This is a genomic window from Halorussus halophilus, assembly GCF_008831545.1.
In the GTDB taxonomy this organism is placed as follows: Archaea; Halobacteriota; Halobacteria; order Halobacteriales; family Haladaptataceae; genus Halorussus; species Halorussus halophilus.
The window spans coordinates 393,468-418,165 of record NZ_CP044523.1 but is presented as its reverse complement, the minus strand read 5'-3'; the positions used below and the strand labels follow the sequence as shown (position 1 = coordinate 418,165).

The 24,698-nt window shown below is 57.2% G+C and carries 17 protein-coding genes; 10 read left to right on the top strand and 7 right to left on the bottom strand.

What is annotated here, in order from left to right; genetic code table 11:
- Positions 1-166 precede the first annotated feature (166 nt).
- A complete protein-coding gene (locus F7R90_RS01960; protein ID WP_225741233.1) occupies positions 167-3,823 on the top strand; it encodes an ATP-binding protein in 3,657 nt (1,218 codons plus the stop codon).
- Between the two features lie 210 nt (positions 3,824-4,033).
- Entirely contained in the window at positions 4,034-5,194 is a 1,161-nt protein-coding gene (locus F7R90_RS01955) for a Fic family protein (protein WP_158055604.1), read from the top strand.
- 99 nt (positions 5,195-5,293) lie between these two features.
- Here the strand turns inward: F7R90_RS01955 and F7R90_RS01950 are convergent, their stop codons facing one another.
- The 3 genes from F7R90_RS01950 to aglF all read right to left on the bottom strand — a co-directional run bounded on the left by F7R90_RS01950 (position 5,294) and on the right by aglF (position 9,612).
- Complete coding sequence (locus F7R90_RS01950; protein ID WP_158055603.1) at positions 5,294-6,598, bottom strand: phage NrS-1 polymerase family protein; 1,305 nt, start codon at positions 6,596-6,598, stop codon at positions 5,294-5,296.
- A 1,233-nt stretch (positions 6,599-7,831) separates the two neighbouring features.
- Positions 7,832-8,818, bottom strand: a complete 987-nt coding sequence (locus tag F7R90_RS01945) for a GDP-mannose 4,6-dehydratase (protein ID WP_158055602.1) — start codon at positions 8,816-8,818, stop codon at positions 7,832-7,834.
- A 47-nt stretch (positions 8,819-8,865) separates the two neighbouring features.
- Positions 8,866-9,612: a UTP--glucose-1-phosphate uridylyltransferase AglF gene (gene aglF / locus F7R90_RS01940; RefSeq protein ID WP_158055601.1), complete on the bottom strand. Its 747-nt coding sequence runs from the start codon at positions 9,610-9,612 to the stop codon at positions 8,866-8,868.
- Positions 9,613-9,700: 88 nt separating this feature from the next.
- Between aglF and aglM the strand changes: the two genes are divergently transcribed.
- From aglM to F7R90_RS01910, 6 genes are all read left to right on the top strand, one after another.
- Positions 9,701-10,993: a UDP-glucose 6-dehydrogenase AglM gene (aglM, locus tag F7R90_RS01935; protein WP_158055600.1), complete on the top strand. Its 1,293-nt coding sequence runs from the start codon at positions 9,701-9,703 to the stop codon at positions 10,991-10,993.
- A 189-nt stretch (positions 10,994-11,182) separates the two neighbouring features.
- Positions 11,183-12,487, top strand: a complete 1,305-nt coding sequence (locus F7R90_RS01930) for an ABC transporter substrate-binding protein (RefSeq protein WP_158055599.1) — start codon at positions 11,183-11,185, stop codon at positions 12,485-12,487.
- Positions 12,488-12,493: 6 nt separating this feature from the next.
- Complete coding sequence (locus F7R90_RS01925; protein ID WP_158055598.1) at positions 12,494-13,414, top strand: carbohydrate ABC transporter permease; 921 nt, start codon at positions 12,494-12,496, stop codon at positions 13,412-13,414.
- Complete coding sequence (locus F7R90_RS01920; protein ID WP_225741232.1) at positions 13,411-14,310, top strand: carbohydrate ABC transporter permease; 900 nt, start codon at positions 13,411-13,413, stop codon at positions 14,308-14,310. Before F7R90_RS01925 ends, F7R90_RS01920 begins: the two co-directional genes overlap by 4 nt.
- Before the next feature lie 7 nt (positions 14,311-14,317).
- Complete coding sequence (locus tag F7R90_RS01915) at positions 14,318-15,466, top strand: ABC transporter ATP-binding protein (RefSeq protein ID WP_158055597.1); 1,149 nt, start codon at positions 14,318-14,320, stop codon at positions 15,464-15,466.
- Between the two features lie 46 nt (positions 15,467-15,512).
- Positions 15,513-16,643 (top strand): ABC transporter ATP-binding protein, encoded by a 1,131-nt coding sequence (locus F7R90_RS01910; protein WP_158055596.1) that lies wholly within the window; start codon positions 15,513-15,515, stop codon positions 16,641-16,643.
- A 2-nt stretch (positions 16,644-16,645) separates the two neighbouring features.
- Here the strand turns inward: F7R90_RS01910 and F7R90_RS01905 are convergent, their stop codons facing one another.
- Positions 16,646-17,578, bottom strand: a complete 933-nt coding sequence (locus tag F7R90_RS01905) for a glycoside hydrolase family protein (protein ID WP_158055595.1) — start codon at positions 17,576-17,578, stop codon at positions 16,646-16,648.
- Between the two features lie 156 nt (positions 17,579-17,734).
- A complete protein-coding gene (locus F7R90_RS01900) occupies positions 17,735-20,107 on the bottom strand; it encodes an STT3 domain-containing protein (protein WP_158055594.1) in 2,373 nt (790 codons plus the stop codon).
- A gap of 234 nt (positions 20,108-20,341) precedes the next feature.
- Here F7R90_RS01900 and F7R90_RS01895 point away from each other — a divergent pair, with 234 nt between their 5' ends.
- Both F7R90_RS01895 and F7R90_RS01890 read left to right on the top strand, forming a co-directional pair.
- Positions 20,342-21,058 carry a DUF7504 family protein gene (locus F7R90_RS01895; protein ID WP_158055593.1) on the top strand — a complete coding sequence of 239 codons (717 nt, stop codon included), beginning with the start codon at positions 20,342-20,344 and terminating at the stop codon, positions 21,056-21,058.
- Between the two features lie 106 nt (positions 21,059-21,164).
- Positions 21,165-23,288 (top strand): hypothetical protein, encoded by a 2,124-nt coding sequence (locus F7R90_RS01890; RefSeq protein ID WP_225741231.1) that lies wholly within the window; start codon positions 21,165-21,167, stop codon positions 23,286-23,288.
- Here the strand turns inward: F7R90_RS01890 and F7R90_RS22655 are convergent, their stop codons facing one another.
- Together F7R90_RS22655 and F7R90_RS01885 are read right to left on the bottom strand one after the other, a co-directional pair.
- Positions 23,289-23,423: a DUF7503 family protein gene (locus F7R90_RS22655; protein WP_267905103.1), complete on the bottom strand. Its 135-nt coding sequence runs from the start codon at positions 23,421-23,423 to the stop codon at positions 23,289-23,291. It lies immediately after the preceding gene.
- A gap of 321 nt (positions 23,424-23,744) precedes the next feature.
- Positions 23,745-24,665, bottom strand: a complete 921-nt coding sequence (locus tag F7R90_RS01885) for an NAD-dependent epimerase/dehydratase family protein (protein WP_158055592.1) — start codon at positions 24,663-24,665, stop codon at positions 23,745-23,747.
- Positions 24,666-24,698 lie beyond the last annotated feature (33 nt).

Sequence of the window (24,698 nt, the reverse complement as noted above, 5' to 3'; positions counted from 1 at the left end):
ACACGTACAGAGTCACGCTGACCTAAACTGGTGCAATACATCTTTTCTCGTTTACCCCTAATTCCTAGCAAAAAGTACGTCTCAGAGACAGAGAGCAGGGATTTATCAATCGAAGCTGAGTGGGTGGCGCTACTGTAGTAGTCATTCCGACGAACGAACGACGACTATGGCGAAGTCAACTCCCCCATCGAATTCCGACCCTGAGGCATCGACTCCCGAGACAGACACTGGCGACCCGACACGGACGTACATCCAGATCAACCCGACTGACAGCGCGCTCAACGCGAAGACGGTCGAGAGTCAGTTCCGGCGACTCCAACAACTCCGGCCCACCGACACTGGTTCTGGCCTGCTTAGTCGGTTCCGGACAGCCACGCCGCCAACGCTCGAGTTCTTACTCGTCTCCGAACACGAGCCGTACTCGACGCTCACCTACTATGTCGGCATCGAGAATGGAGATATCGACGAACTCGACCGGCTCTTACGGAGTGTCTTCCCGAACACCTACGAGTTCTCCCAGGTCGACTGGCATCCCAACCAGCTTACCCCCAGTGACGATAGCACCGAGCAAGACGATGGCGACAGCCCAGACATTGCTGGCGTCGAATTCTGGGGCGACGCGGAGCGCCGCCGTGATTGGCAGACGAAACTCACGTCGTTCGCGGAGTTCACGAACGACGACAATGACGACCACGCGCGGATTCCGCTGGCCGGGGTCATCGAGACGATGGCCGAACACGATGTCACACTGGTGTACCAGACGCTGTTGCGGCCAAAGGAAGCGTGGACGGCGGAACTTGAGGACCGCCTTTTGGATATCGAGATGAACGTCGATACGGTGGGTGGGAAGATAGCGAACGCGATTTTCGGGACGCCCGAAAACCCGTCGCTGACCTCGAGTGACGAAGACCGAATCGAGGAACTCGAAGAGAAAGACGCGCGGCGGTCGTTCGACGTGAACGCACGCGCTATCGCACTCGACAATACCGGGACGGACACGTATGCGGACCGCTCGGTGGACGCCGTTCGAGAGCTGACAGCGGCGTTCAGTGGGGTGAGTTACAACACCTACGAGATCGAGAGCAAGGTTCGCACCGATACCGAGGCCGAAGACGTATTCGAGATGATTCGAGACCGCACCTTCCACCCACCAGACTACGAGCGATGGACGACGAAGCTCCCACTGACGACGAACCGGAGTCGTGGCGTTGTTGCGGACGTCTCGGAAGCACCGAGTTTCTGCCTGCTCGATGGTGCTGCCTTGCCCACGGCAGGCAGTCGTGCGCTGGCACCATCGCGTGGTGAGCAGACGGCACTCCCTCGGCCACCAGAAGAGATTCTCGACCAGTATCGAAATGGTGGGTTTACGCTCGGCCAACCGCTCTCACAGGACGACACGCCGACACCGCTGATTGCGTTGCCGCCAGCCCTCCAACCGCTACACATGGCAATCTTTGGGAAAACGGGGTCAGGGAAGTCGACGGTCCTCACCAGAGGCATCCGCGATAATCACGCCGCGACCGATGGGCCCTCAATTCTCATCGAACCGAAAGGCGACGGCATGCCCGTCGAATACTTGCGCGCACACTACGCGAAGTACGGCAATCTCGAGAACGTCTACTACTTCGACTGTGCGGAAGTGCTGCCCGCGCTCTCGTTCTTCGACATTCGACCCGAACTAGCGGCGGGTATCGACCGTGCGACGGCGGTTCAGAACAAGGTCGACCACTACATCGAACTCTTGGTCAGCATCATGGGACGGGACCGCTTCGAGCGTGCGGTCAGGTCGCCCGACATCATTCGGTATCTCGTGAAAGCCCTGTTCGACCCCGTCCATGGATCGGACGCCTACACGCATCGCGAGTTCCAGCAGGCGGCCCGCCAGATGGCTGAAACACGGGACGCACCACCAGTCACAGACGAGGACTTGGAGGTGATGCTCGGTGGCGTTGTTACGAACAGCAAGCGGTCGTTCGACGAACTCATGCAGGGCGTGCTGAACCGCATCGAGAAGATTCCGCTCGATGACCGACTCGCCCTCTTGTTCAATCACGTCCCTCGAAACGAGACCGAGACCGAATCAGAAGACGAGCCGGACCCGCAGTTCGACTTCGCGGACGTACTCGATGAGGACGCGGTCGTCATCTTCGATACAAGTGGGTTGCGCAAGGAGAGTCGGAAGGCACTCACGACTGTCTTGCTCTCGAATCTCTGGACGTCACTGCAGCGCCGCCAGCGCCAACACGAGTCTAACGATGGTGACGACGAGATGGCGTTGGTGAATCTCTACGTCGAGGAGGCCGCAGAGGTTGCGGCGTCGGGGTTGATGACGGAATTGCTCGCGAAATCACGGAGCTTCAATCTGTCCGTGACACTCGCGATGCAGTTCCCCGCACAAGTCCGGAACGCCGACACGGAGGCGTACGCTGAAATCCTGAACAATATTTCGACGTTCCTCACGGGGAACGTCTCGGTCGACCGGGACTTGGAGAAACGGCTTGCGACCGAGGACATCCCGCCGAGTGAGGTTGGGAATCGGTTGCGTGCGCTCCGTCGTGGCCAGTGGTTCGCGAGTCTGCCAGCGGGCTTCCAAGACCGTGAACCACGGCCGTTCTTGCTGTCGTCCGCGCCCCTCCCGGCTGGGCATCCAGAGAGCGACAGTCCGTTATCTGAGACCCAGCGAATGGCGTTCGAGGCGTTGTTCGATAGTGTGAGAGATGACACGCGACTGCATCACGGTCTTGACTTCAAGCGACAGGGCCAAGCGCAGTCCAGTCCCACGTCTCGGTCTTCGAGCAGTGTGAGCGCTCACACTGGAACGAATGCGGGCGAGTCGTCCACGGGGCGCGTGGACTCTGCGTTGCCGTACACGAAGCGCCTGCCGGTCTGTATTCGCTACGACTCTGATGTACATGCCATCGTCTGTACGGGCTGTGAGAGCCGCCACGACCCATCGCCAGCGGGCGTAAAACGCGGTATCGAGTGTTGTTCGAGTCTCGACCGAATCGACCGCGACAACGTCCCAATCTCGGATATCAATCTCACGCTCTCAGCAGCGGAACGCGAAGCAAGCGAGTACTCCGACCGGCAATTGGCGTTCCTACAAGCAGTCTATGCAGCCCATCAGGGCGAGTACGACCCGGAGTGGGAGTACGACATCGGCTGGGACAGCATGCTCCGTCTGCAGGAGTACGTTGGCATCGACCCCGAGGCAGTCGAGGAACTCCTCGAGGATGGGTTGCTCGCCGTTGACTGTGACAGTCCGCACCGACTGTACACAGTTACGGCAGACGGCCGCGCGGAGATTCAGGTCGCCTACCGTGAGGGCATCGCGTACGGCCACGGCGTCGGCGACCTTGGCGAATCGAGTTTGCATCGCGTGATGGTCGACTTTGGTCGTCGATACATCGAAGCGGAGTACGCGAACAGTTCGGATTCTGATGTTGTGGAGGTCGTCCCCTACTACGAGTTGGAGGACGGCCATCGATTGGACATTGCAGGTCTCGACGCGAATGGGGAGGTTCGGGCTGTCGTCGAAGCCGAGCGCGTCAACAACGACGTGCTGCGTGCGGTGCCAGAGGACTACGATAAGATGGCGGGGGTAGACCCTGAAGACGCGATCTGGATCGTCAGAAGCCGTGATGATGCCCACAACGTTCTGGAGGCGTTAAACGATCCGCCGACCGGCGACCAACGCGTCGAAAAGACGTATAGTCGGTCTTCGCCGCCACAACGGTTCAAACTCGACGCGGCAGGCTGTTCACAGATTCACACGCTCCGGTATCTTCGAGAGTCACTGCTCGAGCTATCACCACCCGCGTAGGGAAGATAGAGAGACAAATTTGGTCGTATCCAAGAGGATACGACGGGTGGAATAGATGATTTGCCAGTTAGCTATTTAATTCCCCATAATAATAATTGGATAACAATGTTGCTTCGATACAGCGTTATCTTAGATCGAGATTCGGGATTTTTGGATAGGGAAAGTACGCTTCCGTTATCTATATTGTCGTAGGTCGTATCTTGGATAACGATGCGACCCGAAGACTTTATTGAAAACCCTCCAGGCGAAGTCGAGACGGTTGACGGTATCTTCGCCTTTAGCCCAGATCCGCTCCCACCAGATCTCGACGCGACCCATGAGCTCCTGACCGAGAACGGGAACGCGATGTATTCCATAGGCCAACTCTCTGATTTGGATACGTGGCTCGATTCCCCTGAAGTCATCCTGAGTCCGCTAATTCATCGTGAAGCCGTCGACTCCTCGAATATCGAAACCACGACGCGTCTTACACTCTCGGATATCTACCGGCGCGAAGCTGGCGAAAAACCTGGCCAAACGGAGACTGAACGGGCCGACATCGCGGAGGCCCAGAACTACGTTGAGGCGATTACAACTGGAATTCAAGCTCTGCGTGAGGGAACCGAGTTAGACAGAGATCTCTTGTGCAGACTGCACGAAATATTGCTACAGGGTGCTCGTGGAGAACAAAAGAATCCCGGAGAGTTCCGAAATGATATCGTTGGCATTGACAAACCTGGGACGCCACTCAGCGAGGCCCGTTTTGTGCCGACGCCACCGGCGAGTATCCCATATGCCTTACGGAGCCTCCTACAGTATATTCGGTCGGGACCGACGTATGCTCCGCTGATTGATTTGGCATTGATTCATTACCAGTTCGAGACAATCCATCCGTTTCAGGACGGCAACGGTCGTCTTGGTCGTCTCCTCGTGATGTTGGCACTCTACAAGTGGGACCTATTACCCGGTCCTTACCTCTACCCCTCGTCGTATTTCAACGCGAACCGCGACACGTATCTCGACAAACTCCTCGCGGTAAGCCGAGACGGCGCTTGGGCCGAGTGGGTATCGTTTTTCGTCCAGGCAATCTCTGAACAGGGGCGTGAGGCCTACACAGTCGCTCGCGAACTACTGGCCCTCCGTGACCGCTACCGAGAGCAATACCAGGGGCAGGGTGCCGTCATCCGAGAACTTATCGACTTTATGATCGAACACCCGTATCTCACCGAGTCGCAGGCGGTTGATGTGCTCAACCGGTCACAACCGGCGGTCAATCAGGCGATTCGACGATTGTGGAATGACGACATCCTGCGGGAGACGACCGGCCAGCAACGGAACCGGCAATATGAAGCGTCGGATGTGCTTGAGATTGTTGAGCCATATAATCCCTAGCCAGAGCGAGTGGTTGGTCAATCATCAGTGGAATTGTAGACGGGGAAACAGCGTGGGGCTGTCACATCGTTGGCCGCACCGACTCACTTTCCGCGCTAATCACGAGGACTGCCGAGTGAAGACACGTTTGAGGCGCGCGAGGACGCCGGACTGTGATGCGCCCCCTACTGACTCGTTCTCTTCGAGAGCCTGCCGTTTCGCGCGTTCTGCGTCTCGTTGGTCACGCAGTCGTTCGTTCTCGGCTTCGAGTTCACGAAGTCGCTGTTCGAGGGTTTGAATCGTCTCGATGCGTTCCTGCTCACGGCTATACAGACTTGCCTCAGCCGCCGACTCAGGGTGGTCGCCTATTGGGCCCTGATCGTCGCTCGATTCGCTCACATGGCTTATCTCACCGTTAGACTGCGGCTGGTCATCCTCGTCGTCGGAGTCTTCGCCGTTCGGTGAGTAGTACTCGGTCGTCACACTCACTGCACGCTCGATCGTCGTCTCGCCATACGTACTGCCGTCGGCATAATGAACTGCATCCCACTTGTCACGCAGGAGTCCAGACTGCCTGAACAGCCGATCCATACGAGTCGTGTCCCCGCCCGTCCAGAACGCGAGCAGGCACGCCAACGCCATATCCGCCTCTGAGTGACTGTCGTAGCCCTGCGTATCACCACGCCACAGTCGCTCGAACTTCGCGCTGTTCGACGCCGCCCGGGCTAACGACAACAACTCGTCATCAGAGAGCGTCGTTGACCCGCTAGAATCGGAATCAGACCGCGTCTCATTCCCGTCGCTCGATGACTCTTGGGTGTCCACACGCTTGTGGTCCTCATCGCCACCGGCATCGGAACCAGCATCAGTATCCGTGTCGTCGTGGTCGGCTGCGACGTGGTCGGCGTACACCCCAGCGAGAGCCTGTGTACGGCGCAATATTTCTTCGGGAGTCTCGTCGAGTTGATTCGCGGTGACGGTAAAGAAGCGTGCTGTCTCGTAGAGTTCTACGTCCCCACGCCGATTCCGACCCGGAGGGAGATTCCCCTCGACGAGGACGTGATATCCTGTCCCAGACGGACTGATTTCCGTATATGAATCCAAATTTTGGATAATCGATTCGGCCCACTCGGTCGGAGTTTCTGTCTCTGGGTCACGTGCATCGTCGAGGTCAACCCCCACGAACGGGTCGTTGTCAGTGAACACGAAGCCCAACCCTGATGCGGACCCATCGACCGCGTATGCACGGGCTTGCTCGAAGCTCCCCCATGTATCAGGGTCTGTCGCAGACCCATAGCGGCCAGTATGCGGGTTCACGGGAACCTTCGTCTGTTTGCCGTCCCGTGCCTGGGTGCGCCAGCACACCCACTGGTCGTACTCATGCAGCGATGCCGGTATCTCGGAAGCGGTTGGAAACGTCGTCATTGCCTCAGAGTATCGTTCGCCACCAGAGCGAGTCCAACAGCGAAGACTGTAGTCGTACTTTGGACCGAGGTACTTGATGGTTCCCGGTATCGGTATCTCAACCCCTCCAGACACGTCTTCGCACCAATAGTTCTGCACATGATTTCTACAGTGCTGTAGAGACCGATCTGCCGTCGGAGATACTCCGATAGGGTCGCTAGGCTAGCCTCCATTCGTGTACACCCCGCTAATCATCCGGGAGAACGGTTCTTGTGGCAGGGTGGACACTCAGGGTGGTGCTTGAACGAGAGACTGGGACAGATGCTACTTGGCGGAATTTGAGAGAGCGGGAGAGACGGCTTCTATCCAGTGTTCTTGATTTTGGTGGGTTCGGTTGTCTACGGTCAAACCCCGCGATTTCAACATCAGAAGTGGGTGTACACCCCCGTTCTCAAATTTTCTATTAAGCTATTGAATCGTATGCTGGGCTCTGTTCAATATCCTAATTCGCCCGAATACAGGATATAGAAGCGCCGAAGAAGAGGTCTCCAACGCATAATAAGGGCCGTCACAGACCGCTTCCGGAATTCCTGAAACCCCCGAATTCAAGTTCAAAACCAGGGATGTACCGTCAAATCCTGACTTCGTATCAGCCACCAGAGTGGAGAGCAACTACCCACACTGAACGGGGGTATACCCGAATCTCATAATTCGACCGTACAGACGCCTTAAAGCGGCCCGAAACCGGAGAGTCGTGCGCTCACCGCCTACCCCCGGAACACCCGATCGAACCGAATTACAAAACAGCAGTGTACACAACCCTATGAAGTCTATCTCCCGGATATTAGCCATTCTGTTCATTCCGGTAGCAGGGAGTGAACAGCAGATTTGCAAAGAAAACACCCCTGAGAAGTAGTGTATCATCGGTATTTGAACAGACGGGAAAGGAGGACAGGCCAGGTGCATTCGGCCACTGTTCGCTGTTCAAGATGACACCCACACCAGTTTTCCTGAGTTCTTACCTCGCGTTCTCGGTCCACCCTCACACTAGTTTTCCCGAGTTATTACAGAGTATGCATGGGTCCAACTCAGTGGTTGACCTACACCATTTTTCCTGAGTTCTTATCTCGCGTTTTCGGGGAACTCAGCAAACCAGAATCTCCACGAACGACCTACACCAAATACAATGAGACACGATAGCCGCCTCGTCAATCAGTCAGAACCCCCTCCAAGGAGAACCTCTAACGAGGCGATTTACGAGTTGCGGACGAGTGGTTCGTACCAGTCGCGGTTCTCCGCGTACCACTCCGTGAACTGTTCGACGCCTTCACGAATCGTGGTCGTCGGTTCGTATCCGATGCGTTCGTTCGCTTTCGAGATGTCGGCGTGCGTGTGTTCGGCGTCCGCATCATGTCGCTCGTCGTACTCCAAGTCTAGTTGAGGTGCGATCTGGTCTCGAATCTCTTCGGCGAGCGTCTTGATGGCGATGTTGTCTGTACTGCCGATGTTCATAATTTCGCCGTCTGCGGCGTCGGTGTCGAGCAACGTCGAGTTCGCCCGAAGCACGTCGTCGATGTACGTGAAGTCACGAGTTTGCTCGCCGTCGCCATAGATGACCGGCGGTTCGTCGTTCATGCACCGTGAGACGAAGTTACTGATCGCCATGTTCGGGCGCATCCGCGGCCCGTAGACGGTGAAGTACCGCAGTGCGACGGTCGGCAGCCCGTACACTTCGTTGTAGACGCGCGTGTACTGCTCCTCAGCGAGTTTCGACGCGCCGTAGGGGCTGACAGGCGTCGTCGGATGGTCTTCGTCGTAAGGGAGATACTCGGGCTTGCCGTACACCGACGACGAACTCGCGACGACAACGCGCTCAGTGTCAGAGTTCCGGGCGGCCTCCAGCACGTTCAACGTTCCATTGACGTTAATCTCGGTCACCTTCTCCGGCTCCTCGACGCTACTTCTGACGCCCGCTTGCGCGGCTTGATGGAAGACGTAATCAGCGTCAGTCACGTGTTCTGCGACCAAATCGTCGTCACGGATGTCACCACGAACGAGTTCGTAGCTGCCACCACCATCTTCAGCCGCGTTTCGCCCTGCTTCGACGTTGTGGTCCTTGATGCCGAGGTCGTAGAATGGCTCGAAGCTATCGAGGACCACGACGTCGTGGCCGTCACGAGCGAACCCTTCGGCGAGATGACCGCCGATGAAGCCCGCTCCACCAGTAACGAGTATTTGCATTATCTTGCTGTGGCGAACGCGGTCAGTAAAAAGTCACCGGGTTATCGTTACTCCGCAGACGCTTCGACGAGTTCGGCGGGGTCGTCGCCCTGCAGGAGTTGTTCGGCCTTCTCTTGGTCTTCCGGATACCCCACGTCGACACGCCAGCCGTCCATGCGAATCGCGTCGATGGTGCGGCCACTCTGGATGAGCAGGTCGATCGCTTCGCTGATCTCGTACTCGCCGCGGTTCGACGGTTGGACGAGATGACAGGCATGGAAGATGGCGGGCGTGAACGTATAGAAGCCGGTCATCACGAGATTCGATGGCGGGTCCTCAGGCTTCTCGACGACATCCGTGATTTCGCCGAAATGGTTCGTGTCACAGACACCGTATCGACCAGCCTCCTCGTAGGGTACTTCTTCAGTGAGGAACGCGGCATCGGCCCGGTCTTCCTGTTGGCGCGAGACCACGTCTTCTAAGTTCGCGTCGAAGATGTTGTCGCCCAGCATCAACATAAAGTCGTCATCAATGTGCTCTTCGACCGTGATGAGGGCGTGAGCCAACCCGTTCTGCTCACGCTGATGAGCGTACGTGACTGGAATCTCGTCGAACTCATCGCCGTAGTGGCTGATGATGTCTTGCTTGCGGTAGCCGACCACGACCACGAACTCGTCGGCCCCGAGGTCAGCGAGTTGCTCGAAGCAGTGGGTGAGAATCGGTTTCCCGTCGACTTCGACCATTCCCTTCGGTTTGTCTTCGGTCAGCGGCCGCAGGCGAGTTCCCTCCCCTGCAGCGAGTACGACGGCTTTCATTGTTCTGTGCCCAACACTGGAGTGTTAAATACTTTTAGTCTCGAATGTATCCGAAGTCTGAAGAACACCCCAATAGACGTGTACTGCAATGAATCTCAGCATCGTCGGCAGCGGCTACGTCGGAACGACGGTCGCCGCCTGCTTCGCCGACCTCGGCCACAACGTGACGAACGTGGACATCGACGAAAGTATCGTCGCACGAATCAACGACGGCGGGGCACCGATTCACGAACCGGGACTGGACGACCTCGTCGCGGAGTACGGCGGTGATCGTCTTCGCGCGACGACCGACTACGACACCATCCGCGAGACCGACGTGACTTTCCTTGCGCTGCCGACGCCCTCCAGAGACGACGGCAGTATCGACCTCGGCGCGATGGAAGCGGGTGCCCGCTCGCTGGGCGCGACCCTCGCCGAGAAAGACGGCGACCACGTCGTCGTCGTCAAATCCACAGTCGTCCCGGGGACGACCGAAGAGACGCTCGCGCCGATTCTCGCAGAAGAATCTGGGAAAGCACTCGGCGAGGACCTCCACGTCGCGATGAACCCGGAATTCCTCCGCGAGGGGAGCGCAGTCGAAGACTTCCTGCACCCCGACAAAGTCGTCTTCGGGACCGACTCCGAGACGGCCACCGAGCGACTACACGCCGTCTTCGAACCACTGCTCGACCACTCCGATGCCGACGTCGTCGAGACGGGTACCCGCGAAGCGGAGATGATTAAGTACGCGAACAACGCCTTTCTCGCCACGAAGGTCAGTCTCGTCAACGAACTCGGGAACGTCTGCAAGGAGTACGATGTGGACGCCTACGAAGTCGCCGACGCCATCGGTCTGGACGACCGTATCGGCGAGCAATTCCTCCGCTCGGGCGTCGGGTGGGGAGGGAGTTGCTTCCCGAAAGACGTTGCAGCACTCATTGCCGCCGCCCGTGCTGTGGAGTACGAGCCATCCCTGTTAGAGGCCGCCGTCGAAGTCAACGACAAACAGCCAAAACGCCTACTCGACCTGCTCGACTCGCACGTCGATGTCGCCGGAAAGCAAGTCGCCGTCCTCGGGCTCTCGTTCAAACCCGGCACCGACGACGTTCGTAACTCCCGAGCGATTCCCGTCATCGAGGGACTACTCGACCGCAACGCCGAGGTCGTCGCGTACGACCCCGTCGCAGCCGAAAACATGCGGGAACACTTCCCCGACATAGAATACGTGAACTCGGCAGCAGCGACACTCGAAGACGCCCATGGCGCAGTCGTCGTTACGGACTGGGACGAGTTCGCAGCTCTAGACCAAGAATTCGACGCAATGGCCGACGCCGTCGTAGTGGATGGGCGCCGAATCATCGAGCGGCGTGACGGCATCACCTACGAAGGGCTTACTTGGTAAACGACCCTGCTCCTAGCCCGAGAGACGTGGCACGAACATTCCCACGGGGTAGGCTGGCAATAGCCCGGTGGAAGCCTATTTGGTAGCTGGCGACTATATCGTTCTTCGGACCTATTACTACCAATGCCAGGTATGTGAACGCACACCAATGATTCAATAACAAAGTGTGAGAAGGTGGTGTGCCCTGTTATGTCGGAGAAATCGGTAACCAGACGGCGAGTTCTCAAAGGTGGTGCGGCGGCTGCAACGGTTGGGCTTACAGGGCACGCTGCCGGTCGTAGCAAACAGGCGAACAGTATTGATTATTGGAACATCCACAACGGTGAGGATTTCCGGCAACCCATCAACAACATCGTCTCGAATTTCCAGAATAACTCTGGAACGACAGTCAACACTCGATTCGTCGACAACGACGACATCGAATCACAGCTGTCGGCCGCAGTCGCCTCGAACACGCTGCCGAACACCGGGTTGCTCGCCATCCAGACCATCCAGCGACTCGGCGCGGACGGCTCGCTCTCGAAACAGAGTGCGACATCAGTTATCGAGAACATCGGGTCGGACGACTTCCGAGAAGGACCACTTCAGTTCATGGGCGCACCAGACGGCGGCTACTATGGCGTCCCAGCGGACGCTTGGGTGCAGGGTATCTGGTATCGAAAGAGCGTCTTCGAGGAGAACGACCTGGACCCACCGGTCACGTGGGATGCAATCAGAAAAGCAGCCGAGACACTCAACGACCCCGATAACAACACGTACGGCATCGGGTTCGGGACGAAGGCGACGGCGTACGCCAGACAGTGTTTCACCCAGATTGCGCGGTCGAACGGGGCGCTCGTCCTCGACGAGAACGCCAACGTCGTCTTCGACGAACAGCCGATGATCGAGTCACTACAGTTCGTCAAAGACCTCTCCCAATACGTCCCTGGCGCAGTCTCGTTCAACGACACGCGAAATCTCTACGGCAACCAGCAAGAACACATGTTCTTCTACTCGTCGTACCTGCTCCCAGACTTGCTGGCGAACAACGGCAAAGAAATGGTGCAGAACACGGGACTCGCACCAGCGACCGAAAACAAACGCAAGAGCACGTACGGCCAGGTGCTCGGCCACAGTATCTTCAACGGGGATGACCCCCAGCTGAACGCCTCGAAGAACCTCGTCAACCACGTCATGTCGGGTGACTCCTACATCCAGTGGTGTCACATGCAACCCGGCGGTACGATGCCAGTCCTGAAATCGACCGCCGAAAAAGAGGCGTATCTCGACAACGACATCCTGTCGGCGTGGAGCGACACCATCAACCAGATCTCGTCGGCGCTCGGGAACATGGAGCGATTCGACTTCGTGGGCGGCCAGCTCTTGCCAGAGTTCGGCCAGATTACGAGTCGGTCGCTGGTCAGCCAAGCGGTCAACCGGGTCGCCGTCAAGGGACACGACCCCGACACCGTCGCCAAGGAACAGGCTCAAAAGATGCGTAACGCCCTCCAATAACCTGCGATGTCCGTCGGCACGCGACTCGCGTCGGCCGTCGGCGCCGACCGATATCTCGAGAACCCGGTCGAGCGCCGCGAGGCCCTGCTCGGCTACCTGCTCATCCTGCCAGCAGTGCTGCTCATCGCCGCGGTCATCCTCTATCCCATCGCCTACAACATCTACCTGAGCTTCACGACGGTCCCACTGAATCCGGCCGTCCCACCGGAGTGGGTTGGCTTCGAGAACTACCAGCAGTTGCTCGGAAGCCCACGATTCTGGGGTGCGTTCCAGACGACACTCGTCTTCACTGTCGGCAGTACGATTCTCTCGACCATCGTCGGTCTCGGCGTGGCGATGCTGTTCGACCGCTCGTTCCGGGGGCGACGACTGGCACGCGGTCTCGTGCTCTTGCCGCACGTGACGCCGATCATCGCCGTGGCGTTCGTCTGGCAGTTCATGCTCAGTCCACTCTGGGGGACGATTCCGAACCTGCTGGCTGACTGGGGCATCTACACCTCACAGGTCGGCCTGCTCGAACGGAGTTCGACTGCCCTGCCGGTGGTGGTCGTGTTCTCGGCGTGGCGTAACTTCCCGTTCGCGTTCCTCTTGTTCGTCGCTCGTCTCGGCGCGATTCCGAACTCGATGTACGAGGCGGCGAAGATAGATGGGGCGGGCGCAGTCGCGCAGTTCAAAGACATCACGCTCCCAGAACTGAAAGGCACCATCGCAATCGTCGTCCTCCTGCGGTTCATCTGGGAGTTCAACACCTTCGCGCAGGTGTGGCTACTCACCCGTCAAGTCCTGACGCTCCCGATATTCGCGTATCAATCGGCGTTCGCGAACTTCGAACAGGGACTCGGCGCAGCCATCTCGCTCCTGTTGTTCATCATCCAGATCATGTTCGTCATCGGCTTCGTGAAACTGTTCGGAGAGGAGAAGGTATGATCGCACAAGTCACGCGAGAAGTTCGCTCGTCGTTCGCCGTCCTTCGTGAAGGCGTCCGCGCGGAGACGAGCACGCTCAAGCGACTGGGCTTCTACGCCAGCGTCCTGTTGACGATGGTGGTCACGCTGCTGCCGTTCTACGTGATGTTCGTGACGAGTCTCACACCCAACGGCGAAATCTACACGAACAATCCGTCGTTCGTTCCGTCCTCGCTGACGCTCGAACAGTACGTGGCAATCCTCACCGGTGGAACGTTCCCGTTCGTCACGTACTTCGTCAACAGCGCGATTGTCGCCACAGCCACGGCGACGTTCTCGATGCTCGTCGGTGTCATCGGCGCCTACAGTTTCACTCGATTGGAGTACCCGGGCAACGACATGATTCGCCGTGGCGTCATCGTCGTCTACATGCTCTCGGCCATCACCGTCATCGTCCCGTTGTTCCAACTCATCGCCAAGTTCGGACTCGTCGATACGCGACTCAGTCTGCTCATCACGTACCTCGTGAGTACGCTACCGCTCACGCTGTATATGCTCTGGAACTACTTCCAGAGCATTCCAGTCGAAATCGAAGAGGCCGCGCTGCTCGATGGTTACTCGCGGGTGGAAACTATCTTCCGGGTGGTCATCCCGCTCAGTCTCCCGGTACTTGTCGCTGCCTTCCTCTTCGCGTTCAAGATTGCCTGGAACGAGTACATCTTCGCCTCAGTCTTCTTGAAGACGCAGGCGAATCTCACCCTTCCAATCGGTATCGAGCAGATCAACAGCCAGTTCGAGAACGTGTGGGGTCAAGTGATGGCCGCCTCGTTCCTCACGACGTTACCCATCGTCGTCATGTTCCTCTACCTCGAGAAGTACATGGTCGAGGGCCTCACCGCAGGTGCAGTCGAAGGATAACGATACCATGAGCGAGACAGATACCAGTGAGACAGCAGGCGACGCTGACCACACCCCGACGCGTACTGCAGTCTCGCTAGATGACCTCACCAAGAGCTACAAGGAGACTGTCGCGGTCGATGGAGTGGACTTGGCGGTCGAAGACGGCGAGTTGCTCGTGTTGCTCGGCCCGTCTGGCTGTGGGAAGACGACGTCGCTCCGGATGGTCGCTGGCCTCGAATCCATCACTGACGGCCGAGTCACCATCGGTGGGACCGACGTCACACAGGTCACTCCCCAGAACCGTGACGTCGCGATGGTGTTCCAGAACTACGCGCTGTACCCGCACAAGTCAGTCAGTGAGAACATCCGATTCCCGCTCCGCAAGCTCGATATCGACAGCGAAGAAGCCCGCGAGCGCATCGAACAGACCGCGAACCTGCTCGACATCGACGACCTGCTGGACAAACAACCCGCCCAGCTCAGTGGCGGCCAGCGCCAACGCGTCGCGGTCGGCCGTGCCATCGCTCGTGAACCCGCCGTCCTCTTGATGGACGAACCACTGTCGAACCTCGACGCGAAACTCCGCGTCCGGACTCGCTCTGAGTTGCGTGACCTCCAGCAACGATTGGCTATCACGACCATCTACGTCACCCACGACCAGGAGGAGGCGATGAGCATCGCCGACCGCATCGCCATCATGAACAAGGGAGAAATCGAGCAGGTCGGCCCGCCCAAGGAGATATACCGCGAACCGACGAACGAGTTCGTCGCGAGCTTCCTCGGCGACCCACCGATGAACCTGCTCGAAGTCCACGAGGAAAGCGATGGTCTCTCCCCGTTTTCGGAGGTTTCGCTTCCCGTCGTGACCGAGACGCTTCCAGCCGAAACTACCCGTATCGGCGTTCGCCCGGAAGACGTGTACTTGACGGACGCCGACGGAACGGTCCGCAGTGCCGACTCACCATCGACGGTGACCGACCCAATCGAGTGCATGGTCTCGGTCATCGAACCGATCGGACGAGCCTACGAGCTCACACTCAAGACCGGCGACCAGCAGTTCATTGCTCGGCGACGGTCAGTCCCGGACGACGTTCACGAGGCAGAATCGACGACGGTCGTGTTCGACCGCGAGAAACTGTACGCATTTGACGAGGAGGGGGAGCGACTCGCATGAGAGATAACAAGCAATTCGACAGCACTCGATTCACGGGGGTGGACCGATGGTCGAACTCCACATAGACCACGTCACCAAGCGCTACGACGATGCCCAAGGCGTCGAGACAGCCGTCGAGGACCTCTCACTCACTGTTGAGAATGAACTGCTTGTCCTGCTCGGCCCCTCGGGGTGTGGGAAGACCACGACACTCCGGATGGTCGCTGGACTGGAGACAGTCACAGAGGGCACGATTCATATCGGCGACCGGGACGTGACCGAACTGCATCCCAGTCGGCGGTCCATCGCGATGGTATTCCAAGACTATGGACTCTATACGACGATGTCAGTCCAAGAGAACATGGCCTACGGACTGAAACACTCCACAGACCTCTCCGCTACGGAGCGCCGCGAACGCGTCGAGGACATGGCGGCACTGTTCGACATTAGCGAGCTACTCGACCGCGACATCGATCAGCTGTCGGGCGGGCAGAAACAACGGGTTGCACTCGGGCGAGCGATGGTGCGCGAACCAGACGTGTTCTTGCTGGACGAACCGCTTGCCAGTCTCGACGCGAAACTCCGCTCGGAGATGCGCACCGAACTCCAGCAACTCCAACGCGACCTCGACATCACGACGGTGTACGTCACGCACGACCAGAAGGAAGCGATGACGATGGCCGACAAGGTCGCGATCATGAACGATGGCGTCCTCCACCAGGTTGGCGACCCAGAGACGGTGTACTCCGACCCCGCCGACCGGTTCGTCGCGGACTTCCTCGGTAATCCCTCGATGAACCAGTTCGAGACTACGGTTCGGGAAGACGACCGCGACAGCAGATTTGAATATGGCGACGTGACCCTCGCGCGTGTCCCAACAGATGCGGTCTCGCTGAAAGATGGCGACGAGGCGGTCCTCGGACTCCGACCGGAAGACCTGTTTCTGGACGCACCCGACGAGTCGTCTGGCTTCGTGGCCCAGGTCGGCGTCACTGAATACCAGGGGAACGATAACTTCGTCCATCTTCGAATAGGAGACACAGAACTCACGGCCGTTGTTCCGCCGTCAGTTGACCCCGAACCCGGAGAGAGCGTCGCGGTTTCGGTCGCACCTGAAGACGTCTACGTCTTCGATGCCGAAACCGGTACAGCAATACTGACTGCCGGTCGCGCTGAGAAACAACGTCCAGAGCAGTAAGCTCAGTCGAACTGGACCGTCATTCGCCGCAAGTCGAAGGATCCGTCCTCGCGCGCTACCTCCGCGAACACCTCCCACTCACTCCCCTTACGAAGCACGTCTACGTAGCGAAAGGTCCCGAAAGTACCGAGGCCAGTATCTGCATCGGCGGTCGGCGCGGCGTATCGCGGACCATCCGGACTCGTATCAGTCACGCGTTTGAGGTCGGGCGAGACGGCGATACCTGTTCGAATGTTCCACGTCCGATTAGCGTCGACCATCCCGCTCCCCTCGTAGAAGACGAGCCAGACTGGCGCGTCCGGAGCGGGGACTGCACACGAAATCCGGGTGTGGTAATCGTGCCAGTACGCCCGAGAAAGGACGGGCCCCCGCTTCACGCGCTCCCACGTCTCGCCGTCGACGCTGGTGGCGAGATGTGCTTGCTCTGACTGGCCGTCGTTCCCGGCGTAGTACATGTAGTATCGGCCACCGACGGTCAGGACGTAGGGATCTTTGACGGTCGCAGCGTCGCTTTCGCCCGGCCGCGGTCGAAGCACGTCGTGAGCGGTCGCCGGGTCGAATTCTTCGGGGTGGTCGGTGTCGGCGAACTTCCGAATCACCCAGTCGTTGGAGCCACGGTCGACCGGTAAGTATAGCTGAAGTTGCCCTGTGCGCGGATTCGTCGTGAGTGCTGGACGCTCGACGCTGACGACTCCGAGGTCGTCCGCTGTGAGTTCATGGCGTTGATTCAGGGTTCCGGGTGTTGGTCGTTCGTAAATCCTCACGGCGTAGCCACGGCGCTTGGGGTCGCGAAGACGGACCGCGAGATACGTCGTCTCATCGTGGCGGTGGACACAGGGTGCCCCGACCCAGTTTCCCTCTCCCGTCTCTTGAGGTTCGAGAATCGTCTCCGCGGACGAGATGTCGAAAGTTGGTGGAGTCGCGTAATCGGTCATTCGAGTGTTAGACGCTAGCCTGACACAAATTTCCTCCGTCCCAAACACCCACATTTCGGGTCTCATTTCTCGGTAATTCACAGAGATGCAAGGAGGAAGCTCACGACATCAGTCGTGGGTCACGGACTTCGGATTTTGATCGACAAGAATGAGGCTTTACGCGCCGACACTGACGTTGCCGCCGTTCTGCACTGCCGACTCGGGCACCTTAACTGTGTTATCGCCGACGGTGTACGTGCCGGGATACGGAACCGTCACCGAATACGTACCGTCCTTGTTGACCGAAACGGTCCGTTCGTAGGTGAACGTCGCACCATCTATCTTCACGCGCTTCGAGAGCGTGACTGTCTCCCCGGCTTGTGCTTGTCCTGTAACGTTCGCGCCGGGAACGAGTGCGAACGCCTTGATTGACTTGTCGTCGCTGACGAAGATAGCTCGGTAGTGAGCGAGTGCTCGACCTGACCCGGAGCCGCCCGCGCCGAGTCGCTTGTGCAACCGAACGAACATCATCTTCTTGTCGGGAGCACGACGTAAGTTGAGGTTTTTCGTGATTACGAATCCAACACGCTTATTCAATTTCTGGTACTGCTTCTGTGGCTTCTTGGAAGCAAGGAAGGTGCGGTAGTTCTGCTCGGCATACCGGTAAGATCTCGATTCCCCATTCACGAAGTAGTTGTACACCCGGTTACGTCCCCACTTGCTCAGCACGTAGTTTTCGGGGTACTCCAGTCCACGTTCCTCGGCGTACGAATCTATCGACTGTGCAGCGTGGTACTTCTCGCCACGGATACCGACCTGTTCGTGCTTGACGCCCGTCTGAACGACGCCGACGCTAGAGACCAACAGGAACAGCACAAGTAAGGGCGCGACGGTCCCTCTGTCGAGCGTCGCGAGCGACGGAAGCGAGACGCGATTCGCCTCTTGGTCTGGACGGCCTCCGGCGTCGCGCAGGAAACCCGGCGTCTCGACCATCTCCATCTTCGCGGCGAACCATACGAAGCCGACGCCCGCACAGATAGCGAGGAACGGTGACAGCTCTCCGGAGAACCGACGCTGGAATAGCGACAGCGTAAGGAAGTATGCGGCGTAAGTCGTCACGACGAGCCATCCCGAGTGGCGGTTCTGATACCCGTAGACGAGACCCCATACGACGATTGGAAGCGCGACGAACCACGCAAAGCCGAGTTCGAGCGGTGGTCCCAGCAAAAAGCCGAGTGCGCCTTTCATCAGCGACTGCGTCTCTGCAGGACCAGTTTTCCCGACGAGGTACCCTAGTCGATCTGTGAGTCTCGCTCCATACGCCGGCAGAAACGTCTGGAGCGCCACTACCCCGACCAACACACCTGCGACCTCCGTCACACCGAGTACAGCAGGTGGCATTCCTGCGCGTCGAATTGCTTCCGCGACGAGCGAGACACCGAGTACGCCGCCGAGTAACAACGCAGGTGAGTACGCAACGACGTCGGTGTGCCAGCCGAATCCGGTGTGAGCGAGGTGGGTCAACACCGACGCCACGGCCAGACCACCGAGAATCGGTGCACTCTGCAGGAGTGCGGAGCGGTCTGCTCGAACGTCTGCTAGCGTTCGCACTGCGACGTAGAATCCGAGCGCGCCGATGAGCAGTGGTCCGGCCTCCCACGAAAGTACTTGCCCGGCGACAGCGATTCCGAGTAAGACTGCTCCGACCCACGTCTTCGGTTCTCGAAGGTCTGTCTCAGAAACGTCAGAAATCAGGACGAGTGCCAGCGCAGTCAGCGCGAGCCACGGGTAGTCGAACGCGTGGTGGTCTGCGAATCCGAGACCGGTCTTGTACGCGAAGCCAGGAATCGTCGCCAACAGCAAGACCGACGCAATTCCGATACGACGGTCGTCACTCACCTTCGTCGCTAGAACGTAGACGAGACAGCCGACGATGACCCCCGAGACGACGGGATACCACGCCAACACCGCTCCAGAAGCGTCAGCACCACCTAATAGATTCGTCCACCACCATAGTACCGCCACGGTGAGCGGTTCTCCCTTCGCAACAGCACCCGGCAAGCCAGAGAGTACACTCAAGTCGAAGATACCTGTCGCCTCGACGGCGAGTTGATCGACCCAGTAGCGGTAGTAGTAGGGGTCGTTCGAAGACAAGAGAACGCCGCCATCAGATCGGAAGATGTTGGGGTAGATGTACGACCGCATCAGGACGAGGAACGCCAGGGCCGCGCCGAGCGCGACGCCGGTCTCTCTGGATACGTCGGGGAGCGAGAACTCGAAGGTCGATTCTTTGGAACCAGTTTCGGTAGGAGATTCGCCGTTGAGACTCGCTCGAACGACACTCCGGTTCGTCACTTCGTACTCGCCGTTACCGTTTTTCGAGACGATATTCCGAGAAACCAGTTCGCCGAACGTCCCCGAATCGAGCGGCACATCGTCGAACGTCCACCCATCGGCGCGCTCGTCCACCGAGAGAACGTCCCGGAGGTCCGATTCGACCCCCGGCTTCTCCGAGAGGAGGTCGTCGGTGGCCTCACGTACGTCTGTCATGGTCGTTGGGTATCGTGAATCTCTCTTAAACCCTACGACACCTACCGCTCAATAGCTATGAAGTTTCCTAGAATGCGTTCCCCTTGAGAAAATCAGATTTCTAGTCGGTGAGCACTGTCTAGTTTACTCGATGTTGGGGTTCCGAAGGCAAGGTGAGATAGGCCAACTGCTGATGACAGTTATTTTAGATACGATACGCAACATTCATATATCCATGTGCTTTTGCCGGATATAATGGATTATCGCCGTTTTGAGGAATCTCATACTGAACAAGAACACCACGAGTTCGCTTCAGCGCTCTCTCAATTGAAGCAGCGAGGAGCATCGCTGCTTGTCGTCGGTAATCTTCCAGATCAAGAATACGCTCGGGCCTGTTCAAATCTACTCGGCGATACCACCGCAGCGCAACGTCGTCGTCTGTTCGTCACGACAGACAACGACCTCCCGTCGATAACTGACCGACTGCCAAGTCATGATCAGCTTACCCCAGAGACCGCAAGACTCGTGACCTGGACCGCACAGGAACGAAGTGCTGCTGTCGCCTCACAGACAGACCACCGCCAAATTCCCGAAGTACAGGTACCCGGCAATCAGTTGTCGGGACTCGGGATTACGATTTCAGAGGAAATTGCTGAGTTCGAGAGTATCGCTGATGGGCTTGCACCTGCAGAACTGCGTGTCTGTTTCGACTCACTGGAAGCACTTTTGAGCGAGTATCCACACGAGGACGTGTTCCGTTTTCTGCACGTGCTCATTGGTCGAATTCGTAGCGTCAACGCGATGGGGCATTTCCATCTCCCAATTGACCGGACGTCCGAGGAGGTCCAAGTCTTTGCCGACCTGTTCGACATCGTCCTCGAACTCCGGGTTGCTCATAACGAGGTCCAGCAACGATTTCACTTACAGGATGCTGAGATAACTTCTGATTGGTTATGGCTCTCCGGACTGTAGTTTCGGTTGCCGTTCGTGGTTCACTGACTAACAGTATGTAATATGAACACTACCATTTCCAAATAGCAATAGCTTTTTGCCGCTTGTCTGAAATAGGGTAAATAACATGACCGACTTTCGTTCTAACCACACTATGGATTCGGGTGACGATCACGCCCGATCTCTTTCTTTCAAAACACCGTCAGACGGGAGTGGTGTGACCGTTATAGATTCTATCGAACGCCACCGCTACTCCCTCTCTACCCCGGACTCTGTGTCGCCAACGCCAGTATCGTCTGAGAGTTTCCTGTTTCCGGTTGACGCTAGCGTTACCATCACTACTGACGCAATTACGCTCCCAACTGTGGTTGGGGTCTATATCCGTGATTCTGACACAGGGGAGATGCTTGAAGAAACAGAGCATTTTGCATATGAGGAGTTCCCAGACGGAACGTACAGTATTGAACTAGGTGCACCGATTAAACTCTACTTCAAGGTCAAAGGGCCGCTGACCGTCCGTTCGGACACTGTACAGATGCATTTTGAGTTTGAAGAGCAAACGCAGGTCTTAGTCGGCGGACGGTCCCACCATGACCGGCCCGCTGCGACAATCACGGTACCACCGGACCCCGAGGCGATGATGCAGGCTGTGTCCACGTTCGGGTCTGCACTAAAAACGACGAGTTGTGAACGCTCCTATCCCACACTCCGTGGTCACCCCCCGACGGTCGAGATAGGTGACAAGCTCGACATTCCAACTGGAATAGAAACCCCGGATACCGGAGTTCGTATCGAACTCCCCGCAGAATATGCTTCAATCTATGTTGCTGCGCCACTCGCCTACTATCTTGGAGCAACAGTCGTCGAAGGGGAGACACCTAAAATCGTCACTGAAGCAGGGTTCGAGCATCGACTTACCTCTGCCCGTGGCTTTGAACACGAAGTCGAGCGCGTTCTCAAACAAACGTTCTTCCTCGACTGCCTGACTCGAACTGAAGGCTACTACAACGTGGATTTGCACGAACGCCAGACACTCGAGTCGACAATCGATCTCGATTTCGCGGCCCTGTATGAACAACCGCTTGCTGACCAGCTCGAATCGTATCTGTCCGTTCCGTTTTCGGCCATCGAAGAGCAGTTGCCAGAGTGGAAGCTGACGACGCACGTCGAACCAACCCCCACGAGTGTTGAGACACTCCCGTTCGTGGTGAATGATCTTGCTGTCGTTCAGACACCAGCAGCGACCTCAGTGGCCGAAACGGAAGTGCAATCGACGGCTGCTGCGGACTTCCTCCGTGACGATGCATTCACGCGAAGTGCAGGTGCATCCTCGACAGCATCTCAGTCCTATGTGCAACCCGAAGCCTCCGAGTCACTTGAACAGACGTGGGTCGGGGAAGGAACGCCAATTGGAGCGAGTAAAGCGACTGCTGAGGCGTTCCAACATCGCTTAAATCGGTCACCGACGACTGGAGATATCGACATCACGGTCGTTTGTAATGATGGTGCAATGAACGAAGAGCAGGACATCGTCAACGAAGTCTATGGGTCACGTGATGAATTGCCGTTCACAGTGTCAGTCAAACATGACCTGACGAAGAGTGAACTTCGGGACGTCCTGACTACTCCGGCTGATTTCTTCCATTATATCGGCCATATCGACGACAATGGTTTCGACTGTGTGGATGGGGCATTCGACGCAACATCCCTCGAGTCGGTAAGTGTCGATGCGTTTCTGCTGAATGCGTGTCAGTCGTATACACAAGGGATGGGCCTCCTTGCGGCAGGGAGTATCGGGGGTGTGGTCACGCTTAGTGATGTCATCAACAGTGGTGCGGTGCGGATTGGTCGAACAATGGCTCGCTTGCTCAACACTGGGTTCCCGCTTCGAGCTGCGCTCAATATCGCACGACAGGAGAGTATCGTCGGTGGGAAATACATCGTCATCGGAGATGGCGGAGTGTCGATCACACAGCCAGAAAACGGCACACCGAATCTCTGTGAAATAACATCAAACGAAGGTGAATATCAAGTTGAATACAAAACGTATCCAACGACAAACCGTGGAATGGGGAGCCTGGTGATCCCAATTATCGATGGGAATAAGGATTATTACCTCTCTTCAGGCAGTCTCGACACATTTGAGATGTCGAAACAGGAGTTAGCGCAATTCCTAGGCCTTGAGAATATTCCAGTTCGGATTGATGGCCAACTCCGCTGGAGTGGCGATATCAACGTTGAAACGCTCTGATTACGGACCACTGAGAGTGCAGGCGTTCGCTGCGGCTGAATTGCCTGCTTGCGTGAGTAGGAGGCAAATCGTGAAGAGGACGCCGGCCATTCGTGGGTTCGATGCGATGTAGTCTGCGAGTTTGCTCTCGGACATTATACTATATCCTTTTACGGCATACACATTGAAACTTTTTGAATAGAACCTATAGTAATTATCTGTATTTTAGTCAGTAATAGTACTTATAGAAAGAGTTAGTCTTTGTAACACTGGGAACCATCTGCTGGTATCCCTCCCGCGGCCGGTAATAGTGTAGAATACTCGACTGTAATCCTATCTCTCGTACCCAGGAATCTCACCTTGGTCCAGAATCTGATACAGGTGCAGTTCGATACTGGCAAAAAAGTAGATTAACGAATAGTACGGAACTTGAACCGGGTCACAGTGATACTTTTCGTAGAGCAATCGAGAACCAGCCTAAAGTTGAACGAGCGTTTCGAGTCCATCTTCGAGTGAGACACTCGGAGAGTATTCGAGTTGCTCCCGGGCTTTCGTGATATCAGGACAACTGTGTCGGATATCTCCCGGTCGTGGATCGGTATGAACGATGTCCGATGCAGAATTCGTGACGTCGCGAATCGCTTCTGCAAGTTCTTGGATCGTGACGCTGGACCCAGTGCCGATATTGTAGGCGTCGCCAACGTGTGTGGTCGTTGCCGCCCGCAGGTTTGCGTGGACGATATCGTCGACATGCACGAAGTCCCGAGTCTGCCCACCATCCCCATTCACCGTGATCGGATCGCCATTCATCGCCTGTTCTTTGAAAATACTGATTACGCCACTGTAGTCACCCGCTGTTTGTCGCGGGCCATAGACGTTGAAATATCGGAGTGCAACCGTTTCGAGGTCGTAGAGGTCGTGATACAATCGGAGATAGTGATCAAGTGAGAGCTTATCGACGCCATACGGTGAGGTCGGCGTTTTCGGGTCGGATTCAGTGACTGGAACCGTCTGAGGTTCGCCATAAATCGCTGCACTCGAGGCGGCGACGACGCGTGCATCCTCTTTTCGGGCGTGTTCGAGGACTTCGATAGTTGCCTCTACGTTGATTGCATGGCTCACCTCGGGTTGTTCGACAGATTGTTGGACGCTGACGAGGGCCGCTTGGTGAAACACGAGATCGACACCATCCATCGCCGCCGCGAGCGTTTTCTCATCTCGAATGTCGCCCTCGATAGTGGTTGCAGTGGCTGGGACGTTCTCACGAGAGCCTGTCGAGAAGTTATCTAGGATTCGAATATCGTTGTGTTCAGTCAGCGCATCTGCAATGTGACTTCCAATGAACCCTGCACCTCCCGTGATGAGGACCGTCTCATCGTGAACCTCTGAGCCTGGCATCGTGCCTGCTTCTATTTCGACTCGTTAGTCTCT

Bases quoted from the DNA above. Each gene is read 5' to 3' on its own strand.
- F7R90_RS01900 (WP_158055594.1), bottom strand. From the start codon at position 20,107: ATGACAGACGTACGTGAGGCCACCGACGACCTCCTCTCGGAGAAGCCG.
- F7R90_RS01920 (WP_225741232.1), top strand. From the start codon at position 13,411: ATGATCGCACAAGTCACGCGAGAAGTTCGCTCGTCGTTCGCCGTCCTT.
- F7R90_RS01925 (WP_158055598.1), top strand. From the start codon at position 12,494: ATGTCCGTCGGCACGCGACTCGCGTCGGCCGTCGGCGCCGACCGATAT.
- F7R90_RS01885 (WP_158055592.1), bottom strand. From the start codon at position 24,665: ATGCCAGGCTCAGAGGTTCACGATGAGACGGTCCTCATCACGGGAGGT.
- F7R90_RS01945 (WP_158055602.1), bottom strand. From the start codon at position 8,818: ATGCAAATACTCGTTACTGGTGGAGCGGGCTTCATCGGCGGTCATCTC.
- F7R90_RS01955 (WP_158055604.1), top strand. From the start codon at position 4,034: ATGCGACCCGAAGACTTTATTGAAAACCCTCCAGGCGAAGTCGAGACG.
- F7R90_RS01890 (WP_225741231.1), top strand. From the start codon at position 21,165: ATGACCGACTTTCGTTCTAACCACACTATGGATTCGGGTGACGATCAC.
- F7R90_RS01895 (WP_158055593.1), top strand. From the start codon at position 20,342: ATGGATTATCGCCGTTTTGAGGAATCTCATACTGAACAAGAACACCAC.
- aglM (WP_158055600.1), top strand. From the start codon at position 9,701: ATGAATCTCAGCATCGTCGGCAGCGGCTACGTCGGAACGACGGTCGCC.
- F7R90_RS01905 (WP_158055595.1), bottom strand. From the start codon at position 17,578: ATGACCGATTACGCGACTCCACCAACTTTCGACATCTCGTCCGCGGAG.
- F7R90_RS01950 (WP_158055603.1), bottom strand. From the start codon at position 6,598: ATGACGACGTTTCCAACCGCTTCCGAGATACCGGCATCGCTGCATGAG.
- F7R90_RS01930 (WP_158055599.1), top strand. From the start codon at position 11,183: ATGTCGGAGAAATCGGTAACCAGACGGCGAGTTCTCAAAGGTGGTGCG.
- F7R90_RS01960 (WP_225741233.1), top strand. From the start codon at position 167: ATGGCGAAGTCAACTCCCCCATCGAATTCCGACCCTGAGGCATCGACT.
- F7R90_RS01915 (WP_158055597.1), top strand. From the start codon at position 14,318: ATGAGCGAGACAGATACCAGTGAGACAGCAGGCGACGCTGACCACACC.
- aglF (WP_158055601.1), bottom strand. From the start codon at position 9,612: ATGAAAGCCGTCGTACTCGCTGCAGGGGAGGGAACTCGCCTGCGGCCG.
- F7R90_RS22655 (WP_267905103.1), bottom strand. From the start codon at position 23,423: ATGTCCGAGAGCAAACTCGCAGACTACATCGCATCGAACCCACGAATG.
- F7R90_RS01910 (WP_158055596.1), top strand. From the start codon at position 15,513: ATGGTCGAACTCCACATAGACCACGTCACCAAGCGCTACGACGATGCC.